The organism is Rhodospirillaceae bacterium (assembly GCA_040219235.1).
In the GTDB taxonomy this organism is placed as follows: domain Bacteria; phylum Pseudomonadota; class Alphaproteobacteria; order Rhodospirillales; family Rhodospirillaceae; genus WLXB01.
Window position 1 is genome coordinate 93,383 of record JAVJSV010000007.1, and the last position, 17,407, is coordinate 110,789.

Below are 17,407 nucleotides of genomic sequence, written 5' to 3' on the forward strand. Positions count from 1 at the left end.
TGCGACCACAACAAAAACTTACTTCTGCACGCTAAATGTCCAAAAACTACCTATGTCTATAACGGGTGGCGCGCAATCTAATCCACAGATTTGTATTGAAATTATAATCTCTTGCCGCCAAGTGAGCGTGGTGGTTACCAAAGACTGCGCCTCAAACCGATGTTATTTGTGCAATACCTCTTAGATGCTGTTCTTGGATTTTAGTCTCAATAGCCTCAGATCTTTCCGCGCGGACTTGGTCAATTGCTGCGGTCGGGGAAACACCAAATTCGATCAGCAGCCGCGCTGCAACCAACCCGGCGCGGCCACGGCCGCCCCGGCAATTCAGCGCAACGGTCTTGCCAGCGCTTAAGTCGTTTCTCACATCAGATCCAACGGTTGCCCAAGCTTGCTCCCAGGCTTGATCAGGAACGTTGAAGTCTTTAATGGGGCAGTGATGCCAGGTGATTTTTCGCGCAGCACAAGCGTCTTTTAATATCGCGGTCGATAAAGCGCAGGCTTCAATTTCATGCTCTTCCATTAGCGTCACCAGCCGCACCGTTTTGCGATCCGCCAGGGCATCCATATCCATATCAAGAGTGCGGTTCCACGGGCCGGTGTCCGCATCGGGTTGAACCTTGCCCGGACACATGGTGAAAAGAATGCGCCCTGTCCCACCAGGGATGACAACCTCAGCCAAGGGCAAAGGATGAGTCAGGCTTGTTTTCGGGATGCGCCCAGTCATTGTTGTTGGATCGGCGGTGGTGGGGGGACATCGACCTTATGGCCATTAAATCTCAGCCATCTGATCCAGTCATCTTGCAGCAGGCTGGCGTTGCGGGCGAGGTCGCGGTCCTGATCTTTTAACGCGCGCAGATACAACTTTGTGCTGGGCAAAAATGTGTCGTGCCACACTTTTAAAAGTTTAGGATGCAATTTCTCGAGCGTTGCATCTTCCACCAGATCAGCTTGATCAGCCGCGTATTGGTAGCGGTCAATCAGATAGGCTGTGTCACTCGGATCAATCAGGCCCTTGCGTTCATTAGAATATTCAATCGCCGCCCGTACCTCTAGCATCGCTTGATTGTAGTATTGCGCATTTGCGGCTTCTTTGACCGTCCATTGACTGAGAAAGAGCCATGCCGCGATGGCGATGCTGCCGATAGCTGCGGCGGCACCAATCATTTTCGATTTTGTTGAAAGAGCCATATCGGTTGAGCGCAGGGTATATAGATCGCGTTACAGAATATCGAGTACGTTTTCGGGAGGACGCCCCATCACAGCCTTATTGCCCGCGACGACGATCGGTCGCTCGATAATGGCCGGTGTCTCCGTCATGGCTTTAATCACAGCGGCGTCGGTCATAGCTCCGATATCCAGTCCGGCTTCTTTCGCTTCCTTTTTGCGCACAATGTCCTTGGGGTTTACGCCAAGCAGGCCAACAACTTCTTTTAGAACTTTCTGGCTAGGTGGTGTCTGTAAATACTCAACAATTGTTGGGGAAATGCCTTTTTCTTCAATCAGGGCGAGGGTTTGGCGCGACTTTGAACATCTTGGGTTATGGTAAATTGTCACTGTCATCTTCATTGTATCCTGTTGTCTTTTCGGCTTGCCGTCTTAGTTCCTGCTGAGTTCTTGATATAAGCGCGTCGCAAACACGCGGCCTTGGTCCGCCCGCATGGAGAAGTCAGCGTCATAGTCTTTGGTTGGGTTTGAGTCCAAAAACTGTTCTAGAGTTTGGCCGTTCGCAAGTGCGGTTTCTGTAATGATCTTCATGCCTTTCAGCATGGTCAGTGTTTTCATAGCGCCCGCCCGGTCAGAAATCGCACCGTGGCCAGGGATGATCACTGTATTTTCGTCTGTCATCTCTCCAAGCTTTTCCAGCGCAGCGATTTCACCGTTCAAGGTGCCGCCCGTTGAGGAGTCAATGAAGGGGTAGGCACTCGTGACATACACATCACCCGTATGCACCACATTGGCTTCGAGGAAATACACGAACGCATCTGAATCCGTATGTGCATTGGGCACATGGATCAGGCGCATTGTCAGGTCATTAAATCTGATAGTCGCGGTATCATTGAATGTCATCTCGGGAAGCGCCACGTCAGGCGAAGCCGCCTGACTCCAATTGAAGGCTTCAACAAACTGATCCGTTGACATGCGTTCATAAGTGTTGTCATGCGCGACGATGATTTTACCGGCGCGACCGTAGTTCTCGTTGCCGCCCGTATGATCCCAGTGCCAATGGGTGTTCAGCACATACTTGATCGGTTGGTCGGTGAGGTCTGCAATGGCGGCGTCAATCTTCGCTGTCATTTCTTCATACTGATCATCGACGATGAGCACACCGTCTCCACCAACGGAGACAGCCAAATTGCCACCGGCCCCCATAAACATATGCAATCCACCGCGCACGGGAATGCTGCGAATCTGGGCCGTGTCAGGGCTGAGTTGCGCTGTGGTAGTCTGTGACGCGAGTATAGTGGTTGCGATCACCAAACTTGCTAGGGTCTTTCTGTGCATCATTCAGGGTCCTGTCTGCGTCGCTGGGGGTGGCAAAACGAGGGTAACAAAACGGGTGTGGCAAAACCTTAACATGTCAGGCGGTTAAGAGCAGCCTGTTAGGCAAATTCTTCAAAGGAGTCGCTGTCTGGATTAAGCCACTTCAAGGTGCCGTTGTTAATGTCGAAGTAAAACCCATGCATCTTTAAGGCACCCGAGGTCACACGTTTAGACACCCAAGGAAAAGTTGCGAGGTTTTGCAGGGACAAACGCACCACAGCTTGTTCCGTGTTGGCAAACCGGTCAGACGGATCATCCTCTTGGTGGCGAGCGATGGAGACCGCCGGACGGGCAATCGACATCCACGGCCCGATAAACTCACCAGCGGGGGGGTCGCCGTCTGCCATGCCGACAAGGGCCTGAATACCTCCGCATTGGGCATGGCCTAGCACGATAATGTCGGTGACCTGCAGGCCCATAACAGCAAACTCAATGGCCGCGCTGGTGCCATGATAGCCTGGTTTGGGTTCATAGGGCGGCACCACATTGGCCACGTTACGCACGACGAACAGGTCGCCAGGGTTTTGATCAAACATAAAAGCCGGATCGACCCGGGAGTCGCTGCAGGCAATAACCAAAGCTTTAGGCCGTTGGCCGCGGTCTGATAAGTTTTTGAAGAGAGGCTCGTAAGCTGGCAGTCGCTCGTCGCGGTAGCGGACGTAGCCCTCCCGCAAATCATCGAAGAGTGTCTTCACCTTGTAAAATCCCCAGATAAGGTGACTATTGTCATATTCGGATTAGGCCATATTTGTCCACCTATGGCCAGTCTTGAGGGACCGCTCTTTAAAGAGTGAATATGACGACCGGGGAATCTTGATGCCCTTGCTTGCTATACGTTTTTGAATCCCTATACAAACGCAGACCTGATGGCTAATCATTTGAGTTGGAGTGATACGTGGCTGATTTTATAGGCATCGTCCAAGGCAATATCCTCCATCCCGTCATATTAGCTTTTGTGCTGGGCATCGTCGCTGGTATGGCCCGCGCTGAACTGTCCATTCCCTCAGCGATCAGTAAAGCCATGTCGATCTACCTGATGTTCGCCATTGGCCTGAAAGGTGGCGTTGCGGTTGCGGCCAGCCCCTTCAGCTCCACACTAATCCTTGCACTTCTGGCCGGCATGGTGCTGAGTTTCGTAATGCCCTTTATCGCCTTTGGCCTGTTGGGCATGACCACCAAGCTCGACGGCATCAACCGCGCCGCCATTGCAGCCCACTATGGCTCAATTTCCATTGTAACCTTTGTCACGGCCACCGAAATGGTGCGTTTGTCCGGTTTGTTTTCAGAAGGCTTTATGGTCGCCGTTGCTGCGCTGATGGAAACACCGGCGATTATCACCGGCATTTGGTTGGCGGGGCGGATGGCAAGTGATACCACCCCTGGAGCTCCAAAAAAATCATTGATCACGAAAGATCTTGCCCGCGAAGTCTTTCTCAATGCCAGCGTTGTTGTTCTGGTCGGCGCGTTCATTATTGGCTTGATCAGCACACCCGATGGTGTGATCAAAGTAGACCCCTTTTTCAACGGCATCTTCCAGGGGGTACTCTGCTTGTTCCTGCTTGATATGGGCTTGGTCGCCGCGGAGCGCTTGCGCGGTGTGAAGGTGTTGTCACGCGGTATGATCATGTTCGGCATCTATATGCCGCTGATCGGGGCCACACTTGGTACGCTGGCAGGATGGGCGATAGGTCTCAGTGCCGGCGGCACGGTTCTTCTGGCAACCCTGGCGGCAAGCGGTTCTTACATTGCTGTGCCCGCCGCCATGCGCTTGGCCATGCCCAAAGCAAACCCGGCGATCTCACTAACCTTATCCTTGGCGATCACTTTTCCCTTTAACGTCATCGTTGGTATTCCGCTCTACCTGATGGCAGTGCGCTGGCTTTACGGAGTTTAGACTGATGGATGTTCATCCCAAAAAGAAGATCGAAGTCATCGTTGAGGCACCCATGGTGCGCCGCGTCTTGGAGATCATACAAGAGCATGGCGGTACCGGGGCCACAGTAATGCCCATTTTGCGCGGGCAGGGACATTCCGGCCATTGGAGCGATAAAGACGGAAGCTCGGGCACAGAAATGCAAATGGTCATGGTGATCATCGGTCCACGCCGGGCCGATGTAATACGTGATGCTGTGTATGCTGCTTTAACCGATTATCGCGGCATGATCATGCTCAGCGATGTCGATGTTATCCGGAATGAGCATTTCTAGCGCTAAGATTTGCACGCCGGGCGACCCAAATCAGACGCGCTGCATTCACAACCACAATAGCCACCAATCCCAGCGTCACCATAAATGGCAGCCTGACATCGATATCCAGGAAGAAGCTGCCCGCTATGAGTGGTCCACCAACCCGGCCCGCCATTGAAACCCCATTGGAAATGCCTAGCATAAAGCCGACTTTGTCTTCCGGGCTGACCTTGGACAGCACACTGGACAGCACCGTGTTCCACACCCCAATGCCGATCACGGCAATCCACAACCCGGCAACTGAAATCCATACGGTCGAGCCCAGCAGCAAGATTGAGGTGCCGATAACGTTCGTGACCGACCCAATCAGATAAGCCCCGACATCGCCAAAGTGTTTCGTCAGGGGGCCAACCAACCCGATTGTCGCCACCATATAGCCCAAGCCCATGGCCCCCATGCCAAAGCTGACGTCATTGGGACCCCAGTTGTGCAGCCCCTGCGCCCAGAAGGCGAAAACAAACTGATCGGAGCCGCCGACATAACCGCCGATCAAAAACTGGACGATGATCAAGGCTAACCCAATCCGTCCGATGGGTGCGCTTGGCGGAACATACGCCTCTGTCTCAGCACTGGGTGTGGCACCCGCTAGCGCAATTGATTCTGGATCCTTTGAGTCTACAGGCGATATCTTTTTACGAGCCGCGCGTGTTTCTTTGAGGAAAATCACACCGATCAAGGTGGCCAATGCGCTTAGACCTGCCGCCAGAAAAGAGGGCATGGCATGGGTAAAGCTCTCCAGGTCTTGCCCCATCAGCAGGCCGCCAAACATCGGTCCAATAAAAAAGGCCATCGCCGTGGCCCCTGTGGCATACCCTAAGTTTTTGGCCCTGTTCTCGTGGCTGGTCGAGTCGGCGACCATGGCAAACGCGATCGACACATTGCCACCGGTCACCCCTTGCAAAGCGCGGGCAATAAACATCTCATTGAGGCTGTCGGAGAGGCCAAAGACGACGAACGTGCATGAACTCGCCGCCAGCGAGGCCATAAAAACTGGCTTGCGTCCAAAACGATCAGACAACCGGCCCCATAATGGCGCAAAAACGATGATCAACATCGGCATCAGGGTGAATAGCAGTGAAATCTGAAAAGAAGTTGCGCCGTACTTTTGTCCAATAAACGGCAGCATCGGCAGAATAATACTCGCCGGAATAACCGCAGCAAAAATAGTGATGAACAGAACAGGCACGACACAGACTACCATATGAGGCATAAATATGAGACCTGACTTGATCCACCTCAGCGCTTAAGTCAACGCGTTTGTCGGCATGACATGTCTTGATTGCGGCAACAACAGGCCGTTAGCGTGCAGGCTGATAAGTCTGTTGTTTAGGAGACCTTTATGCCGCTTACCCCACGCCCCGGCCTGGACCGCATTCAACCATACCAGCCCGGTCAACGGCCCATTGGTGGCGGTGGCCCCGGTGTGAAACTCTCGGCCAACGAGTCGGCCCTCGGTCCAAGCCCAAAGGCGTTGGCAGCTTATGCGGCTGCAGCTGAGGTCATTGAGCGTTATCCTGACGCCAATGCGGTGGCCATTCGCCAAGCGATTGCAGATCGCTATGATCTGAATGTTGAGCAGGTCCTCATGGGCATTGGCTCCGATGAGCTTTTAAGTGCACTGGTGCGGGCCTATGCTGGTGCGGGCGATGAAGTGCTGTATCCCACAGCAACGTTTCCCATGTATCGCATCTACGCGATGGCAACGGGCGCTGACATTGTTCAAGCGCCAGACGCAGGTTACACCGCTGACGTCGATGCGCTCCTAAACGCTGTGACCGAACGCACCAAGGTGGTGATCGTGGCCAATCCCAACAACCCCACGGGTACATATCTGCCGGCCAATGAACTCAAACGTCTTCGCGATGGTCTGCGCGATGATGTGCTGCTGATTATTGATGCCGCCTATGCAGAGTATGTCACCAAGCCTGATTACGATGCGGGTGCTCAGCTTGTTGCGGCAACCGACAACACAGTGATGACGCGGACGTTTTCGAAAGTGCACGGCATGGCGTCTTTGCGCATTGGCTGGTGCTATGCTCACCCTGATATCGTGTCTGTGGTCGGACGTATTCACTCGCCGTTCAACGTATCCACAGCGGCTCAGCTGGCCGGTGTGGCGGCTATAGAAGACCAAGCGCACGAAGACAAAGTGGTGTCGCACACCGCTAAATGGCATAGTGTTTCTGCACAGCGTTTGCTCGGGCTCGGTCTGACGATTACCGGCACCGAAGGCAACTTCGTTTGTGTTGGTTTTCCGGACGAAGACGGCAAACGCGCCGCCGATGCCGATGCTTTTCTGCGCACCCGTAACATCATCACCCGCGCCATGGCCGGGTTTGGTTTGCCCAAGCACTTACGCATCACCATCGGAACAGATGAGGAAATGAAAACCTGCCTGGATGCGGTTGAGGACTTTGTCAAAAGCTGGACTTAGAAAAAAACAGGCCAGACAAAAAAATCCCGGCAGCCTTGGGACGAGGCGACCGGGATATGGGACTCAAGTCTGGGACGGGTTGGTAAGGGACCGTTTAGGGCTGCACTCTCTTAGAGGAGTGTCAACCAGGACCGGATGGTAAGGGCCGGCCGTATCAACGTCTGAAAAACTTGCTGGGCAAGCCGGGACGAGACGTATGAATGTCGTTATTCCTTCATGACACCTTTCACATCCACAAGGTGCGCCATAATGGCTTCGTTAATTTCGTTATGTGCAGCTTCCATTTCCTGGATGCGCATGCGCAGACTGCGCATATCCTCCAGCTCGCTATCCGTCATCGGTGTTTTATTGGACGCCACCATCAAACCCATCGCCAAGTAACGGGATTTCAAATCCGCAATCACTTTAGCCATGGCAATCATTTCATGCGGGTCAATCACATCTACATGGCGCTTCAGTGCGCGTTTCATTTCATCTTCGACGATGTGCGAAACATGACGTGTGAACTGGCTCGCAGATAAGGCACCGTTGCTGGCCTTGCCGTTGTCGAGCGCACTTGCTGCAGAAAAGGCACCCGCCACTTGTGAGGCGTTTTCATCTTTGCTGGAGCGGACGGCGATAAAGTCGATCACAGACATCGGGTATTCCTTAAGTCGCAAACACTAAATAAAACTGTGTGGCCGTGGTGGCCTTCACCTAGAGGAATGCAAGCGCCGTGCCACTCTGGTAAACGAGAGGTTAACGCAATAATATCAATGGACTAGGAGGTTTTTGTGTCGGCGACAGGCTAAGCCGCTGGCGCGGGCACACCAAGACGGCCCTACCGTTAGTGCCGACCCGGCAACCCCTGCCGGGTGGTCTTACGAAGGGGACGTTAAAACGGTATCCCTATAGTCCCAAGGCACCCGGGTTCATCAGGCCCTTGGGGTCCACATGAGCTTTAAGTGTTTTGACCAGCGCCAGCGCGCCGGCATCCCGTTCGCGCGTGTAAGGATAGACTTTGCCGATCTGCATGTGGGTGCCACCACAGGAATAGAAGCAGTCGATCACGCCTTTTTTCATTTCTTCCACCAGCGCCCGGCCCTCCATGTTGATGGGGAAGTCGGTCAACGTCTTGAGCATCTCCGGGTCGGTGTGGCGATCATGGAATGGCTCGCGCGCATCTTCCCAATAAAACACCGGCTCATACAAAAAAGCATTGGTCGCGAGTGTCGTAAACATCGATGCCGTAATCACCTTATGGCGATCCATTTGATCTTGATAGCGGGCGTGCAGCGCTTCCAGTTTCTCTTGGAATTCAGCAACGCGTGAGAAGGGCAGGATGCCATGCAGCGGCACCCAGCGTTCACCGGCTGTCCCCAATAAAGAGAACGGCGGGAAAGGATAGGCGCGGACAACGGCGGGAACAGTGTTGACGATCTCGTTGCCATAGGGAGCAACGGCAGTGCGAAGACCTTTGAGGTGGGATTTCATCTCGCGCATGTCGCGCGCTTCGCAAATGAAGTGTGCCGTATAGTTGGACTTGTCGATGAAACGTTTTCCAGCCAGGGCAATTTTGAGCATCTGCCAGGCGCCCGCGAAGATGTTGCGCCCGGCTATTCCGACGGCCCAGAGTGTCTTTAAGTCTTGCGCCAGACCTTGTCCGCCCGTGAACACTTTCATCACAGTTGTATCAAAACCAAAGGCTTCTGTTGGTAAACCTTCGCGCGCCGCGGCCGCCATGCCTTTGTGCAGGCCATCAAAGCTTTCAAAGGCGTACGACAATCCCATCACCACCGGCAGACGGCGTTGTAATCGCAGGGAGATTTCCGCCTTAATGCCCAAGGCCCCAGCATCATTACAAAACAATCCAGTCAGGTCCGGTCCGTAGTGACGAAAAAATGGCGAATGATTAGGCTGTCCAGCGGATCCGGTTGTGACAATGCTGCCGTCCGAGACCACCACTTTCATTCCTTCTGCGGCGACACCGGATGGGCCCCATTTCGATGAGCCATAGGTCAGGCTGCCTTGTGACATAGAACCGCCGACTGTGGCGTTCAGCCCCGAGAACGGCCCCCAGAACACCGGTCGCACACCTTTGTCAGACAGCGCGTCCTCAAGCGCAGCCCAAGTGCAACCGGCTTCGACCGTAACATACATGTCTTCTGTGTTGATCTCGACAATGCGGTTTAGCTTCCGCGTATCGATGGTGACACTGTTGCTGGTCGTTGGAATGTAGCCATCGGTGTAAGAAAACCCGCCGCCGCGCGGAAATACAGCAACGCCTTGGCTGGTGGCCGCGGCTATCACTTGGGACAATTTCTCTATCGTGTCCGGTTGCAGCACGGCCAGCACGGCTGGGCCCTGGTTGTAAACATCCTGAGAATAATAACTGCGCTCGGCTTCATCGGTGATGATGTTATCGTGGCCCAAAATTCCCGTCAGGGTCTTAATCAGAGTGGAATGTGATCCGGATGACATCTCAACGGCTTCAGACATGACGGCTTCAGACATGGGGGCCTCTTTCTCATTTCGCGCTTTTTAGCGCGCGGTGATCCATAACGATTTCAACTTTTACAGCTTTCATGAAGTGTTAGCTAGGCGCGGTTTTTAAATAGAAAAAGGGTTGGCCTCGTGAGGCCAACCCTTTTGTAGGCGTCATGGACCTCTATTTAGAATGTGACGTTGAGCGAAAATCGCGCGTTGATAGGTTCACCGGTTGATATGTTGTCGTTGCTATGCGCATCCGGGAAATAGGTTTCATCCAGAAGGTTTTCGATATTGAGTTGAAGGCGAACGTCCTCTGAGAGCTTATAATACGCTGCCGCATCGAAGCGGATATAGCTTGGAATCTCCACCGTGTTATCTTCACTAACAAAGAAACTATCCTGATACGTTGCGCCCAAGCCAAATCCAAGCACGTCGCTCACCTGATAGGTGTTCCAGACTGAGAACATATGTTCAGGTGTCTGGCGTGTTCTGTTGCCATCGGCACCACTTCCATCCACACGCTGAACCTTGCCGTCCAGATAACTATAGCCAGTTGTGACGAACCACTGGTCCGTAAGGTTGCCGGTGAACTGAACTTCGAATCCTTTGGTTTCAGATCCTTCGATAATGATCACTTGAGCCGCATCTTCTGGATCAACTGACGTGAAGCTCTCACGATCTAAGTCGAACGCGGCAGCGGTCAGACTTAAGTCCGGCCTAATATCCCACTTCACGCCAACTTCTTTGTTCTTGTAGAATTGTGGGCGTGTGCTTTCTGCATCCAGGTTGAGGGTCAAAAATTGATCACCGGAGCGGGGCAGGAAGGTTTCGCTGTAGCTGGCGTAAAACGAAACATGATCGACTGGTTTAAAGATGGCCCCCAGTCGTGGTGTGAATTCTTCGTCAAGGCGACTGAATTGCGCGCCATTGAAGAGATCGTTGACCTCAATGTCGAACCGATCAAAGCGCCCACCGAGAACGATTTTGAGGCTCTCGGTCAGATCGACCTGATCTTGAAAGTATATCGATGCAAACTCGACTTCAGAGGCTCGATCACGAGCTGGGCTTGAAAAAGAGAATTCTGGAATGTTCAGCGGGTCCGTGAAGGGGATGAACAATTGGTCATCACCGTTAGAGGCAAACACGTTGTCGTTACGCGCGTTGGCTGTGTCTTGAGTGCCAAATTCAGCTCCAAACAAGATCGTGTGTCCGAAGCGTCCGGTTTCGAATTCACCAACCAGATTGGCCTGAATGATCAGGTTTTCGCGATGGGTGGTGTCGAGGTAACCATCGAACTCCACTCCCGCGTACGTTCCATTCGTGACCAAAATTTTTTCACTCGCATAAAGGTTCTTATAGAGCTTTTCGAAATCAGCGTATTGAGCCGTAACATTTCCACGTAAGGAGTCTGAGAAGGCGTGATCAACTCGGGTTCGGAAAATGTGCGCTTCGAGGGTCGCGGTGTTTTCGTCCGGGGAGCCAAAGAAGGTCTTGTTAAACCCGTCTAACGGCACATCGGGTTCTCCATCGACATTTTGTGACGGCACACCACGGTCTACAATACGGTCATCATCCACGTATTCGTAGGATAACAGAACGTCCGTGTCCGGCGAGGCTTGAAAAGCATAGGTGGGGTTAAGTGCAAACCGCTCGCCATCAAAAAAATCGCGGTGATTGTTCAGGCCGTCGTAAAAGGCATTGAAGCGCAAGGCGGCGGTGTCACCAATCGCGTAATTCACATCCCCAGCGACGTTATAGGCCCCAAACGTATCGATACTTGATGTAAAGCCCGTGAATTGCTCACCAAACTCTGGTCGTTTTGTTACCCGGTTGATCACGCCACCTGCGCCGCCACGCCCAAACAGCAGCGCGTTAGAGCCGCGCAGGATTTCAATTTGCTGCAAGTTGTATAGGGGTCGGAAGTATTGGACGTCGTCTCTCAATCCGTCGAGGAAAAAGTCTGCAGTGGTTTGGTTGCCGCGAATGATGATCGCATCTCTGTGGCCTTCGCCCTGGCTAATGGAGAGACCAGGCGTATAGCGCAGTACATCACCGAAATTGGTGAACGCCTGTTTGGCAATTTGTTCGCTACTGACGATCGATAAGCTCTGCGGCACGTCGATAATCGGTGTTGGTGTTTTCACGGCATTCAGTTTGTCGAGTGAGAGATATTTTCCGGTCACGATAACTTCGTCCAAGGCTTCTTCGCCAAGTGCTGTGCCAGATAGGAGGAGCGGAGCAAGAACAGTGGTGAGCTTTAACGTGTGTGTGTGCCGCATGGTGGGTGTTAGATCCTTAGTTAAGATTCATTCGCAACACCTCCTTATTATTGATAATAATTATCATTATCAACTTATATTTTGAGGAAACCCATATTTTATGAACCACCGCCGGTCGCTTGTGGTCGCATCAGTTATCGGTGGGAGGTTAGGACGTCCGGTAGGTCGCAATGGCTCGGCTTAAGAGCGAGCGGCGACGCATCTGCGGGACTGACAGATGAACCCTGTTTCAGAGCTTAAAGATGGACGACCAGGAATTAGGTTATTTGACTGGTGTATGCGCTTCATCAAAGGCAGCGCCGATGGCTTTGGCCGTCTCTTTCATAAAACCGAAGTGTTTGTCGATGGCCTGATCTGCCGTAATGGCCGAGCGGATAAACCGCACCACCAGGCCGCCAATCACGTTGCCTTTCACAAACAACGGTACGGCAATGCTCGTTTCCGACATCGAAGGATTGTCGTATACGGCGTACCCATTGCGTCGCACTTCCGATAAAATCCGGCTCACCATCTCGCGGTCGCGGGCAATGGTGTCTTCCACGCGGTCTGATTTCTTTAAAACTTCCAGCAGCACGTCCCGCTGCTCTTCGCTGCAGAACGCCAAGTACACACGTCCGGAAGACGACCCCAAAATCGGCACCCGCAATCCGGCGGAATAGCGTTCCAGGGCGAGGGGGCTGTCGCGGTCGGTGGTTTCCCGCACCAACATCGACATGCCGCTGAGCGTTGAGATGGCCAAAGGCCACACCACATCTCCCGCCAGCTTGTTCAGCATGGGCTTGGCAATCTCTTGCACCCAGGATTCATCATCATAGCCGTCCGACAGCGAGCGGACTTTTGTGGTCAGGCGATAACGGTCATCGCTCTGGTCTCGGACGGCATAGCCGGCGACACATAAGGTTTCCAAAACCCGATAGGCCGTGGTCCGTGGCAGTTTTACGGCTTTGGCTACATCGGTCACTGTTGCGCCATTGTGGCGATTAAGTTGCTGCAGGGCATCTAGTCCGCGCATCAACGCTCGGATTGGGCGAACAGAGTCTTCGCTTTGTTTTTTTGTCGGCATAAGTGCGTGTCCCGGATAAGGGTGATGTGTCGTCCTGGAAACATATGAAGTGTCTATAGGCGCGGCCCTGATCGTCCAATCCTGACCACTCTGTGGAGGTATAAGACCGCCTGTGGCGCAATTGAACACGAGGGTATATCAAGCCGACCACCAGATGGACATCATATGTGGTTCGAGGGCGCTATCATCCTAAAATACTAGATATTGGTGTTAACCAAAATGATGCCCTAATGCCTTTAATACCCGATGAAAATGTGATGGATATGGGACGGTTACGCCTTTTAAAGGATATGGGGCGGTTACGACCCTTACAAATGGATTTACTGTGAGCACTGACTCTTTTCTATCTCCCACCAATGCTAAAATCGGTTTGCAGGCTAATGAAACCAATGATTTAACAATCGATGGCGAATCCGGCCTTGATCCTTCCACCAGCGCGGACGCCCGCCGGGCCTTCCGGGATACCCTGGGCCAGTTTTGCACGGGTGTCACCGCTGTTACTACAATTTCACCGGATGATGAGTGGGTCGGTATCACCGCAAACTCATTTAATTCCCTCTCCCTGGATCCACCGCTCATCCTCTGGAGCATTGCCCGCACCACGCCCAGTTTTGACTTATTCAAAGCGGGCGATCCGTTTGTGGTGAATGTCTTATCCGCCGCACAAGAAGAACTGGCCATGCAGTTCGCTCAATCCGGGGCAGACAAATTCAAAAATGTCAAAACCCATCCCGGATTGCGGGGTATTCCCATCATTGATGGTTGCGTCGCGTACTTGGAATGCGATGTGGAAGCGCGGCACCCCGGAGGGGATCACGACATCATCGTGGGCCGCGTGCGCCGGGTCTTCAATCTCAGTAAAGCTCCACTTTTATTCCACGGTGGAGCATTTCATTCGCTTCCTGAACGATAAAAGAGAACTGTATCGCGCCTGCTCAACGGCCATGACCTAATTACTGATCACGGCGTGGATAACTGGGTAGCCTGCCTTGTTCCTCCTAGGACGAGTGCTAAAACCGTATCCAACAGTTTGCCAGGGCGGTGCCACGTCCAGCTTCTATCTTAAGAGTTCAAGGACGCAACAGCATGTCGATTAATATTATGGGAAAAGATCCGGTCATCATCGCAGGCGCGGGGCCCGTCGGATGTACCTTGGCCCTCTATCTGGCACAGAAAAACGTCCCGATTGTGCTGCTTGAAGCGGACAGCGAGCTCCCGGAAGATTTGCGCGCCTCCACCTGGCATCCGCCGACCTTGGATATGCTCGACGAGCTTGGCATCACTGAGGAATTAATTGGCACCGGACTTCTGGTGCCGAACTATCAATACCGCGATCGACGCACCGGCGAATATGCCGACTTTGAAATGGCCATGCTGGGCGACACCACAAAGCATCACTATCGTTTGCAGACCGAGCAGTTCCGCCTGACCCGTATTGTCTGCCGTATACTGGAAGACATGCCCAACGCGGACGTGCGTTTCAATCACAAGGTTACCAACGTGTCGCAAGACGATGAAAGCGTGACCGTGACCGTTGAAACGCCCGAAGGTGAGCAGAACATTCGCGGCTCCATCGTGTTTGGGGGCGACGGGGCCAACAGTGCCATCCGTCGTAAAGCGTCCATTGAATTCGAAGGCTTTACCTATCCTGAGAAATTCCTGGTCGCCTCAACATCCTATCCATTGCAAGATCATTTCCCCGGATTGGCCTGGGTTAACTATGTGTCTGATCCTGATGAATGGTGTGTGTTGTTGCGCTGTAACAACCTCTGGCGCTGCTTGTTCCCAACACCACCCGAATATACCAACGAACAACTGCTGTCGGATGAGTACATTCAAGAGCGTCTGCATTTCCTCGCGGACGTTGAAGGCGACTTCGAGGTCAAACACCGCACACTCTACAACGTGCATCAGCGTGTGGCATCGACCTACCGCATCGGTCGCATCCTCTTGGGCGGCGACTCAGCGCACGTCAACAACCCACTCGGGGGCATGGGCATGAATGGTGGCATCCATGATGCCATCAATCTGGCCGAAAAATTGATCATGATGGTCAGTGGCGAAGCCAACGACAGCATCCTTGATTTGTACGACCGTCAGCGCCGCATCATCTGCAAAGAGTTTGTCCAGGCGCAGTCCATCGCCAACAAGAAGGCCATCGAAGCGGCTGATGCGGAAGCGCATAAAAAACAGCAGGAGAAGTACATGCAGGCTGCGGCTGATCCGGCGTTGGCCAAAGCGTTCCTGATGCGCACCTCGATGATTGATAGCGTGCGGGATTCTTACCAGATCACTTGATTGATTTAAGGACGGAGAACGGCTTCGGAGGGTTCTATGGTTGATTCACTTGGCTACCGCATGAAGTTCGGCGTCATTGCGCCGTCGACCAACACCAGTGTCGAGCCTGAATACGCGTTGATGCAGCCGAAGGGCATCACCAACCATTTTTGCCGCATTGAAATTCCCGATGATCCGGTGCACTCCGATGAAGACTTCGAGCAACTGCTGGTCAATATTCGTGGTGCCACTGACGTTGCCATGGATCGTGTCATGACCTGTTCGCCAGGCTTTGTCATCATGGGGATGTCGGCGGAAACGTTCTGGGATGGCGCTGACGGCGCAGAAGCCTTGCATCAAAAGATGGAAGCGCGCGCTGGGGTAGGGGTCTCACTCGGCTCACATGCTTGCGAGCATGCTTTAAAAGCTTATGGCGAAGAAAAACCCATCAAGACGCTGGGTGTGCTGACGCCTTACATGCCTGCCGGTGATGCCATGGTGCGCAAGTTCTTTACCGACAACGGCTATGAGGTGAAGGCATTGATTGGCCTCAAAAGCCCAAGCCCCATGTTGATTGCCCATGAGCCGCCTGAGAAATTGCGCCAAGCCATTATCGAGTTGAATCAGGCTGATGTGGATTGCATCATTCAGGTCGGCACCAACCTGGCCTGTATGCAGGTCGCCGCCGAAGCTGAGCGCTGGTTGAACAAACCTGTGATCGCCATCAACGCCGCCACTTATTGGCACTCGCTGCGCCGCAATGGATTCACCGATAAAGTACAGGGCTGCGGACGTCTTCTCGAAGACTGGTAATCCACATCCATCCGAAACACACTGACACCCCAATTTAGGAGAACGTCCCCGTGGTAATGAGTTATCCCTTCTCGGGCATCGCCCAACGCGGCCCACTGAAATGGCCTGACAATAAAAAAGTCGCCCTGATGCTCACTCTGAATCTGGAGCACTGGGACATGACCAAGGACACCGACGAAGGCTACTACGCCGGTGGACCAGCGATTCTGCCTGACATTCTCCCGGGCCGTATTCCCGATTTCCCAAACTTCACCTGGCGAGAGTATGGCCAGCGCGTTGGCATCTGGCGTTTGTTCGATGCCTTTCGTAAATCCGGTGTGGCACCGGGCTGTACCGTCAACGCCAAGACGTTGTTAGAACGCCCCGAAATTGCCCAAGTGCCGAAGGATGAAGGCTGGGAAGTGGTTGCCCATAACTACGAGCAAGGCGAATTGCTCACGGGACTTAACGGCGACCTCGCGGCAGAACGAAAAATCGTTGAAGCCACGCTCAAGGAATATGAAAAGTTTTACGGCAAGCCCGCCAAGGGATGGTTGTCATCGTCCTTGCGGGGCACTCCGAACACGCCGGAAATTCTGGCCGAGAACGGCTGCATCTTCTTCTGTGATTTGTTGAACGATGATCAGCCCTACATGCTGCAAACCGATGCCGGCCCGATTGTCTCAACCCCGTACTCTAACGAGATCAACGACTTCACCATTCTCACCCGCCGGGGTCACACCACCGATGAAATGCGCGATATCCTGATCGAAGAACTGACCGTGCTTCATCGCGAAGCCACCGAGCAGGGCTCAGGCCGGATGATGAATGTGGGGCTTCACCCGCACGTCACAGGCCGCGCCTATCGAGTCCGCGCCATCACAGAATTCCTGGACTTCGCCAAAAGCCTCGACGGTGTTTGGTTCGCCACCCGCGAAGGCATCGCCGAGTGGTATATGGAAAACAACGAAGGGCATATTAAATAGGCACGCGCATAGTAAAACAGCGGAGCTGTTTTAGGACGTGGCGCGTGCGGCATAAAAACCACGGCGCATAGTAAAACAGCGGAGCTGTTTTAGGACGTGGCGCGTGCGGCATAATAACCACGGCGCATAGTAAAACAGCGTCATGCGTTAGCGTGCAAACTATAAAGCTGTTTTAGGACGTGGCACGTGCACAAAAAAACACGGCGCATAGTGAGACGGCATTTCGCCGTCTCAGGGCGTAATGCGTGCACAATAAAAATTATAATTCCTATTCGTCATGCTCGGATTTAGTCCGAGCATCCAGAGTAACAAACTCTGTG

The 17,407-nt window shown here is 53.2% G+C and carries 17 protein-coding genes; 7 read left to right on the top strand and 10 right to left on the bottom strand.

Going from position 1 to position 17,407, the window contains the following annotated elements:
- Positions 1 to 151 precede the first annotated feature (151 nt).
- The 5 genes from RIC29_02615 to RIC29_02635 all read right to left on the bottom strand — a co-directional run bounded on the left by RIC29_02615 (position 152) and on the right by RIC29_02635 (position 3,236).
- Positions 152 to 724: a hypothetical protein gene (locus RIC29_02615; GenBank protein MEQ8733787.1), complete on the bottom strand. Its 573-nt coding sequence runs from the start codon at positions 722 to 724 to the stop codon at positions 152 to 154.
- A complete protein-coding gene (locus RIC29_02620; GenBank protein ID MEQ8733788.1) occupies positions 721 to 1,188 on the bottom strand; it encodes a hypothetical protein in 468 nt (155 codons plus the stop codon). Before RIC29_02620 ends, RIC29_02615 begins: the two co-directional genes overlap by 4 nt.
- Positions 1,189 to 1,218: 30 nt before the next feature.
- A complete protein-coding gene (gene arsC, locus RIC29_02625) occupies positions 1,219 to 1,560 on the bottom strand; it encodes an arsenate reductase (glutaredoxin) (protein MEQ8733789.1) in 342 nt (113 codons plus the stop codon).
- A 36-nt stretch (positions 1,561 to 1,596) separates the two neighbouring features.
- Positions 1,597 to 2,505 (bottom strand): MBL fold metallo-hydrolase, encoded by a 909-nt coding sequence (locus RIC29_02630; GenBank protein MEQ8733790.1) that lies wholly within the window; start codon positions 2,503 to 2,505, stop codon positions 1,597 to 1,599.
- 95 nt (positions 2,506 to 2,600) lie between these two features.
- Entirely contained in the window at positions 2,601 to 3,236 is a 636-nt protein-coding gene (locus RIC29_02635) for a carbonic anhydrase (protein MEQ8733791.1), read from the bottom strand.
- Between the two features lie 200 nt (positions 3,237 to 3,436).
- On the opposite strand from RIC29_02635, the gene RIC29_02640 reads away from it, so the two are divergent.
- The gene (locus RIC29_02640) at positions 3,437 to 4,435 is read left to right on the top strand and encodes a sodium-dependent bicarbonate transport family permease (GenBank protein ID MEQ8733792.1); all 999 of its coding nucleotides are present in this window, start codon (positions 3,437 to 3,439) and stop codon (positions 4,433 to 4,435) included.
- A gap of 4 nt (positions 4,436 to 4,439) precedes the next feature.
- Complete coding sequence (locus RIC29_02645) at positions 4,440 to 4,748, top strand: hypothetical protein (protein MEQ8733793.1); 309 nt, start codon at positions 4,440 to 4,442, stop codon at positions 4,746 to 4,748.
- Here the strand turns inward: RIC29_02645 and RIC29_02650 are convergent.
- Positions 4,726 to 5,997 (bottom strand): MFS transporter, encoded by a 1,272-nt coding sequence (locus RIC29_02650; protein ID MEQ8733794.1) that lies wholly within the window; start codon positions 5,995 to 5,997, stop codon positions 4,726 to 4,728. The two genes, RIC29_02645 and RIC29_02650, sit on opposite strands and share 23 nt — an antisense overlap.
- 129 nt (positions 5,998 to 6,126) lie before the next feature.
- On the opposite strand from RIC29_02650, the gene hisC reads away from it, so the two are divergent.
- A complete protein-coding gene (gene hisC, locus RIC29_02655) occupies positions 6,127 to 7,221 on the top strand; it encodes a histidinol-phosphate transaminase (protein ID MEQ8733795.1) in 1,095 nt (364 codons plus the stop codon).
- A 206-nt stretch (positions 7,222 to 7,427) separates the two neighbouring features.
- On the opposite strand, the gene RIC29_02660 is transcribed toward hisC, so the two are convergent.
- The 4 genes from RIC29_02660 to RIC29_02675 all read right to left on the bottom strand — a co-directional run bounded on the left by RIC29_02660 (position 7,428) and on the right by RIC29_02675 (position 13,032).
- A complete protein-coding gene (locus tag RIC29_02660; protein ID MEQ8733796.1) occupies positions 7,428 to 7,859 on the bottom strand; it encodes a hypothetical protein in 432 nt (143 codons plus the stop codon).
- Between the two features lie 250 nt (positions 7,860 to 8,109).
- Complete coding sequence (locus RIC29_02665; GenBank protein MEQ8733797.1) at positions 8,110 to 9,714, bottom strand: FAD-binding oxidoreductase; 1,605 nt, start codon at positions 9,712 to 9,714, stop codon at positions 8,110 to 8,112.
- Between the two features lie 158 nt (positions 9,715 to 9,872).
- Positions 9,873 to 11,969, bottom strand: a complete 2,097-nt coding sequence (locus RIC29_02670; protein MEQ8733798.1) for a TonB-dependent siderophore receptor — start codon at positions 11,967 to 11,969, stop codon at positions 9,873 to 9,875.
- A 262-nt stretch (positions 11,970 to 12,231) separates the two neighbouring features.
- Positions 12,232 to 13,032 (bottom strand): helix-turn-helix domain-containing protein, encoded by an 801-nt coding sequence (locus RIC29_02675; GenBank protein MEQ8733799.1) that lies wholly within the window; start codon positions 13,030 to 13,032, stop codon positions 12,232 to 12,234.
- 325 nt (positions 13,033 to 13,357) lie between these two features.
- On the opposite strand from RIC29_02675, the gene RIC29_02680 reads away from it, so the two are divergent.
- The 4 genes from RIC29_02680 to RIC29_02695 all read left to right on the top strand — a co-directional run bounded on the left by RIC29_02680 (position 13,358) and on the right by RIC29_02695 (position 17,087).
- The gene (locus tag RIC29_02680; protein ID MEQ8733800.1) at positions 13,358 to 13,945 is read left to right on the top strand and encodes a flavin reductase family protein; all 588 of its coding nucleotides are present in this window, start codon (positions 13,358 to 13,360) and stop codon (positions 13,943 to 13,945) included.
- Positions 13,946 to 14,118: 173 nt separating this feature from the next.
- Positions 14,119 to 15,330, top strand: a complete 1,212-nt coding sequence (locus tag RIC29_02685; GenBank protein ID MEQ8733801.1) for an FAD-dependent monooxygenase — start codon at positions 14,119 to 14,121, stop codon at positions 15,328 to 15,330.
- Positions 15,331 to 15,366: 36 nt separating this feature from the next.
- Complete coding sequence (locus tag RIC29_02690) at positions 15,367 to 16,122, top strand: arylmalonate decarboxylase (GenBank protein MEQ8733802.1); 756 nt, start codon at positions 15,367 to 15,369, stop codon at positions 16,120 to 16,122.
- 50 nt (positions 16,123 to 16,172) lie between these two features.
- Positions 16,173 to 17,087, top strand: a complete 915-nt coding sequence (locus RIC29_02695) for a hypothetical protein (protein MEQ8733803.1) — start codon at positions 16,173 to 16,175, stop codon at positions 17,085 to 17,087.
- The last annotated feature ends 320 nt before the right edge of the window (positions 17,088 to 17,407 follow it).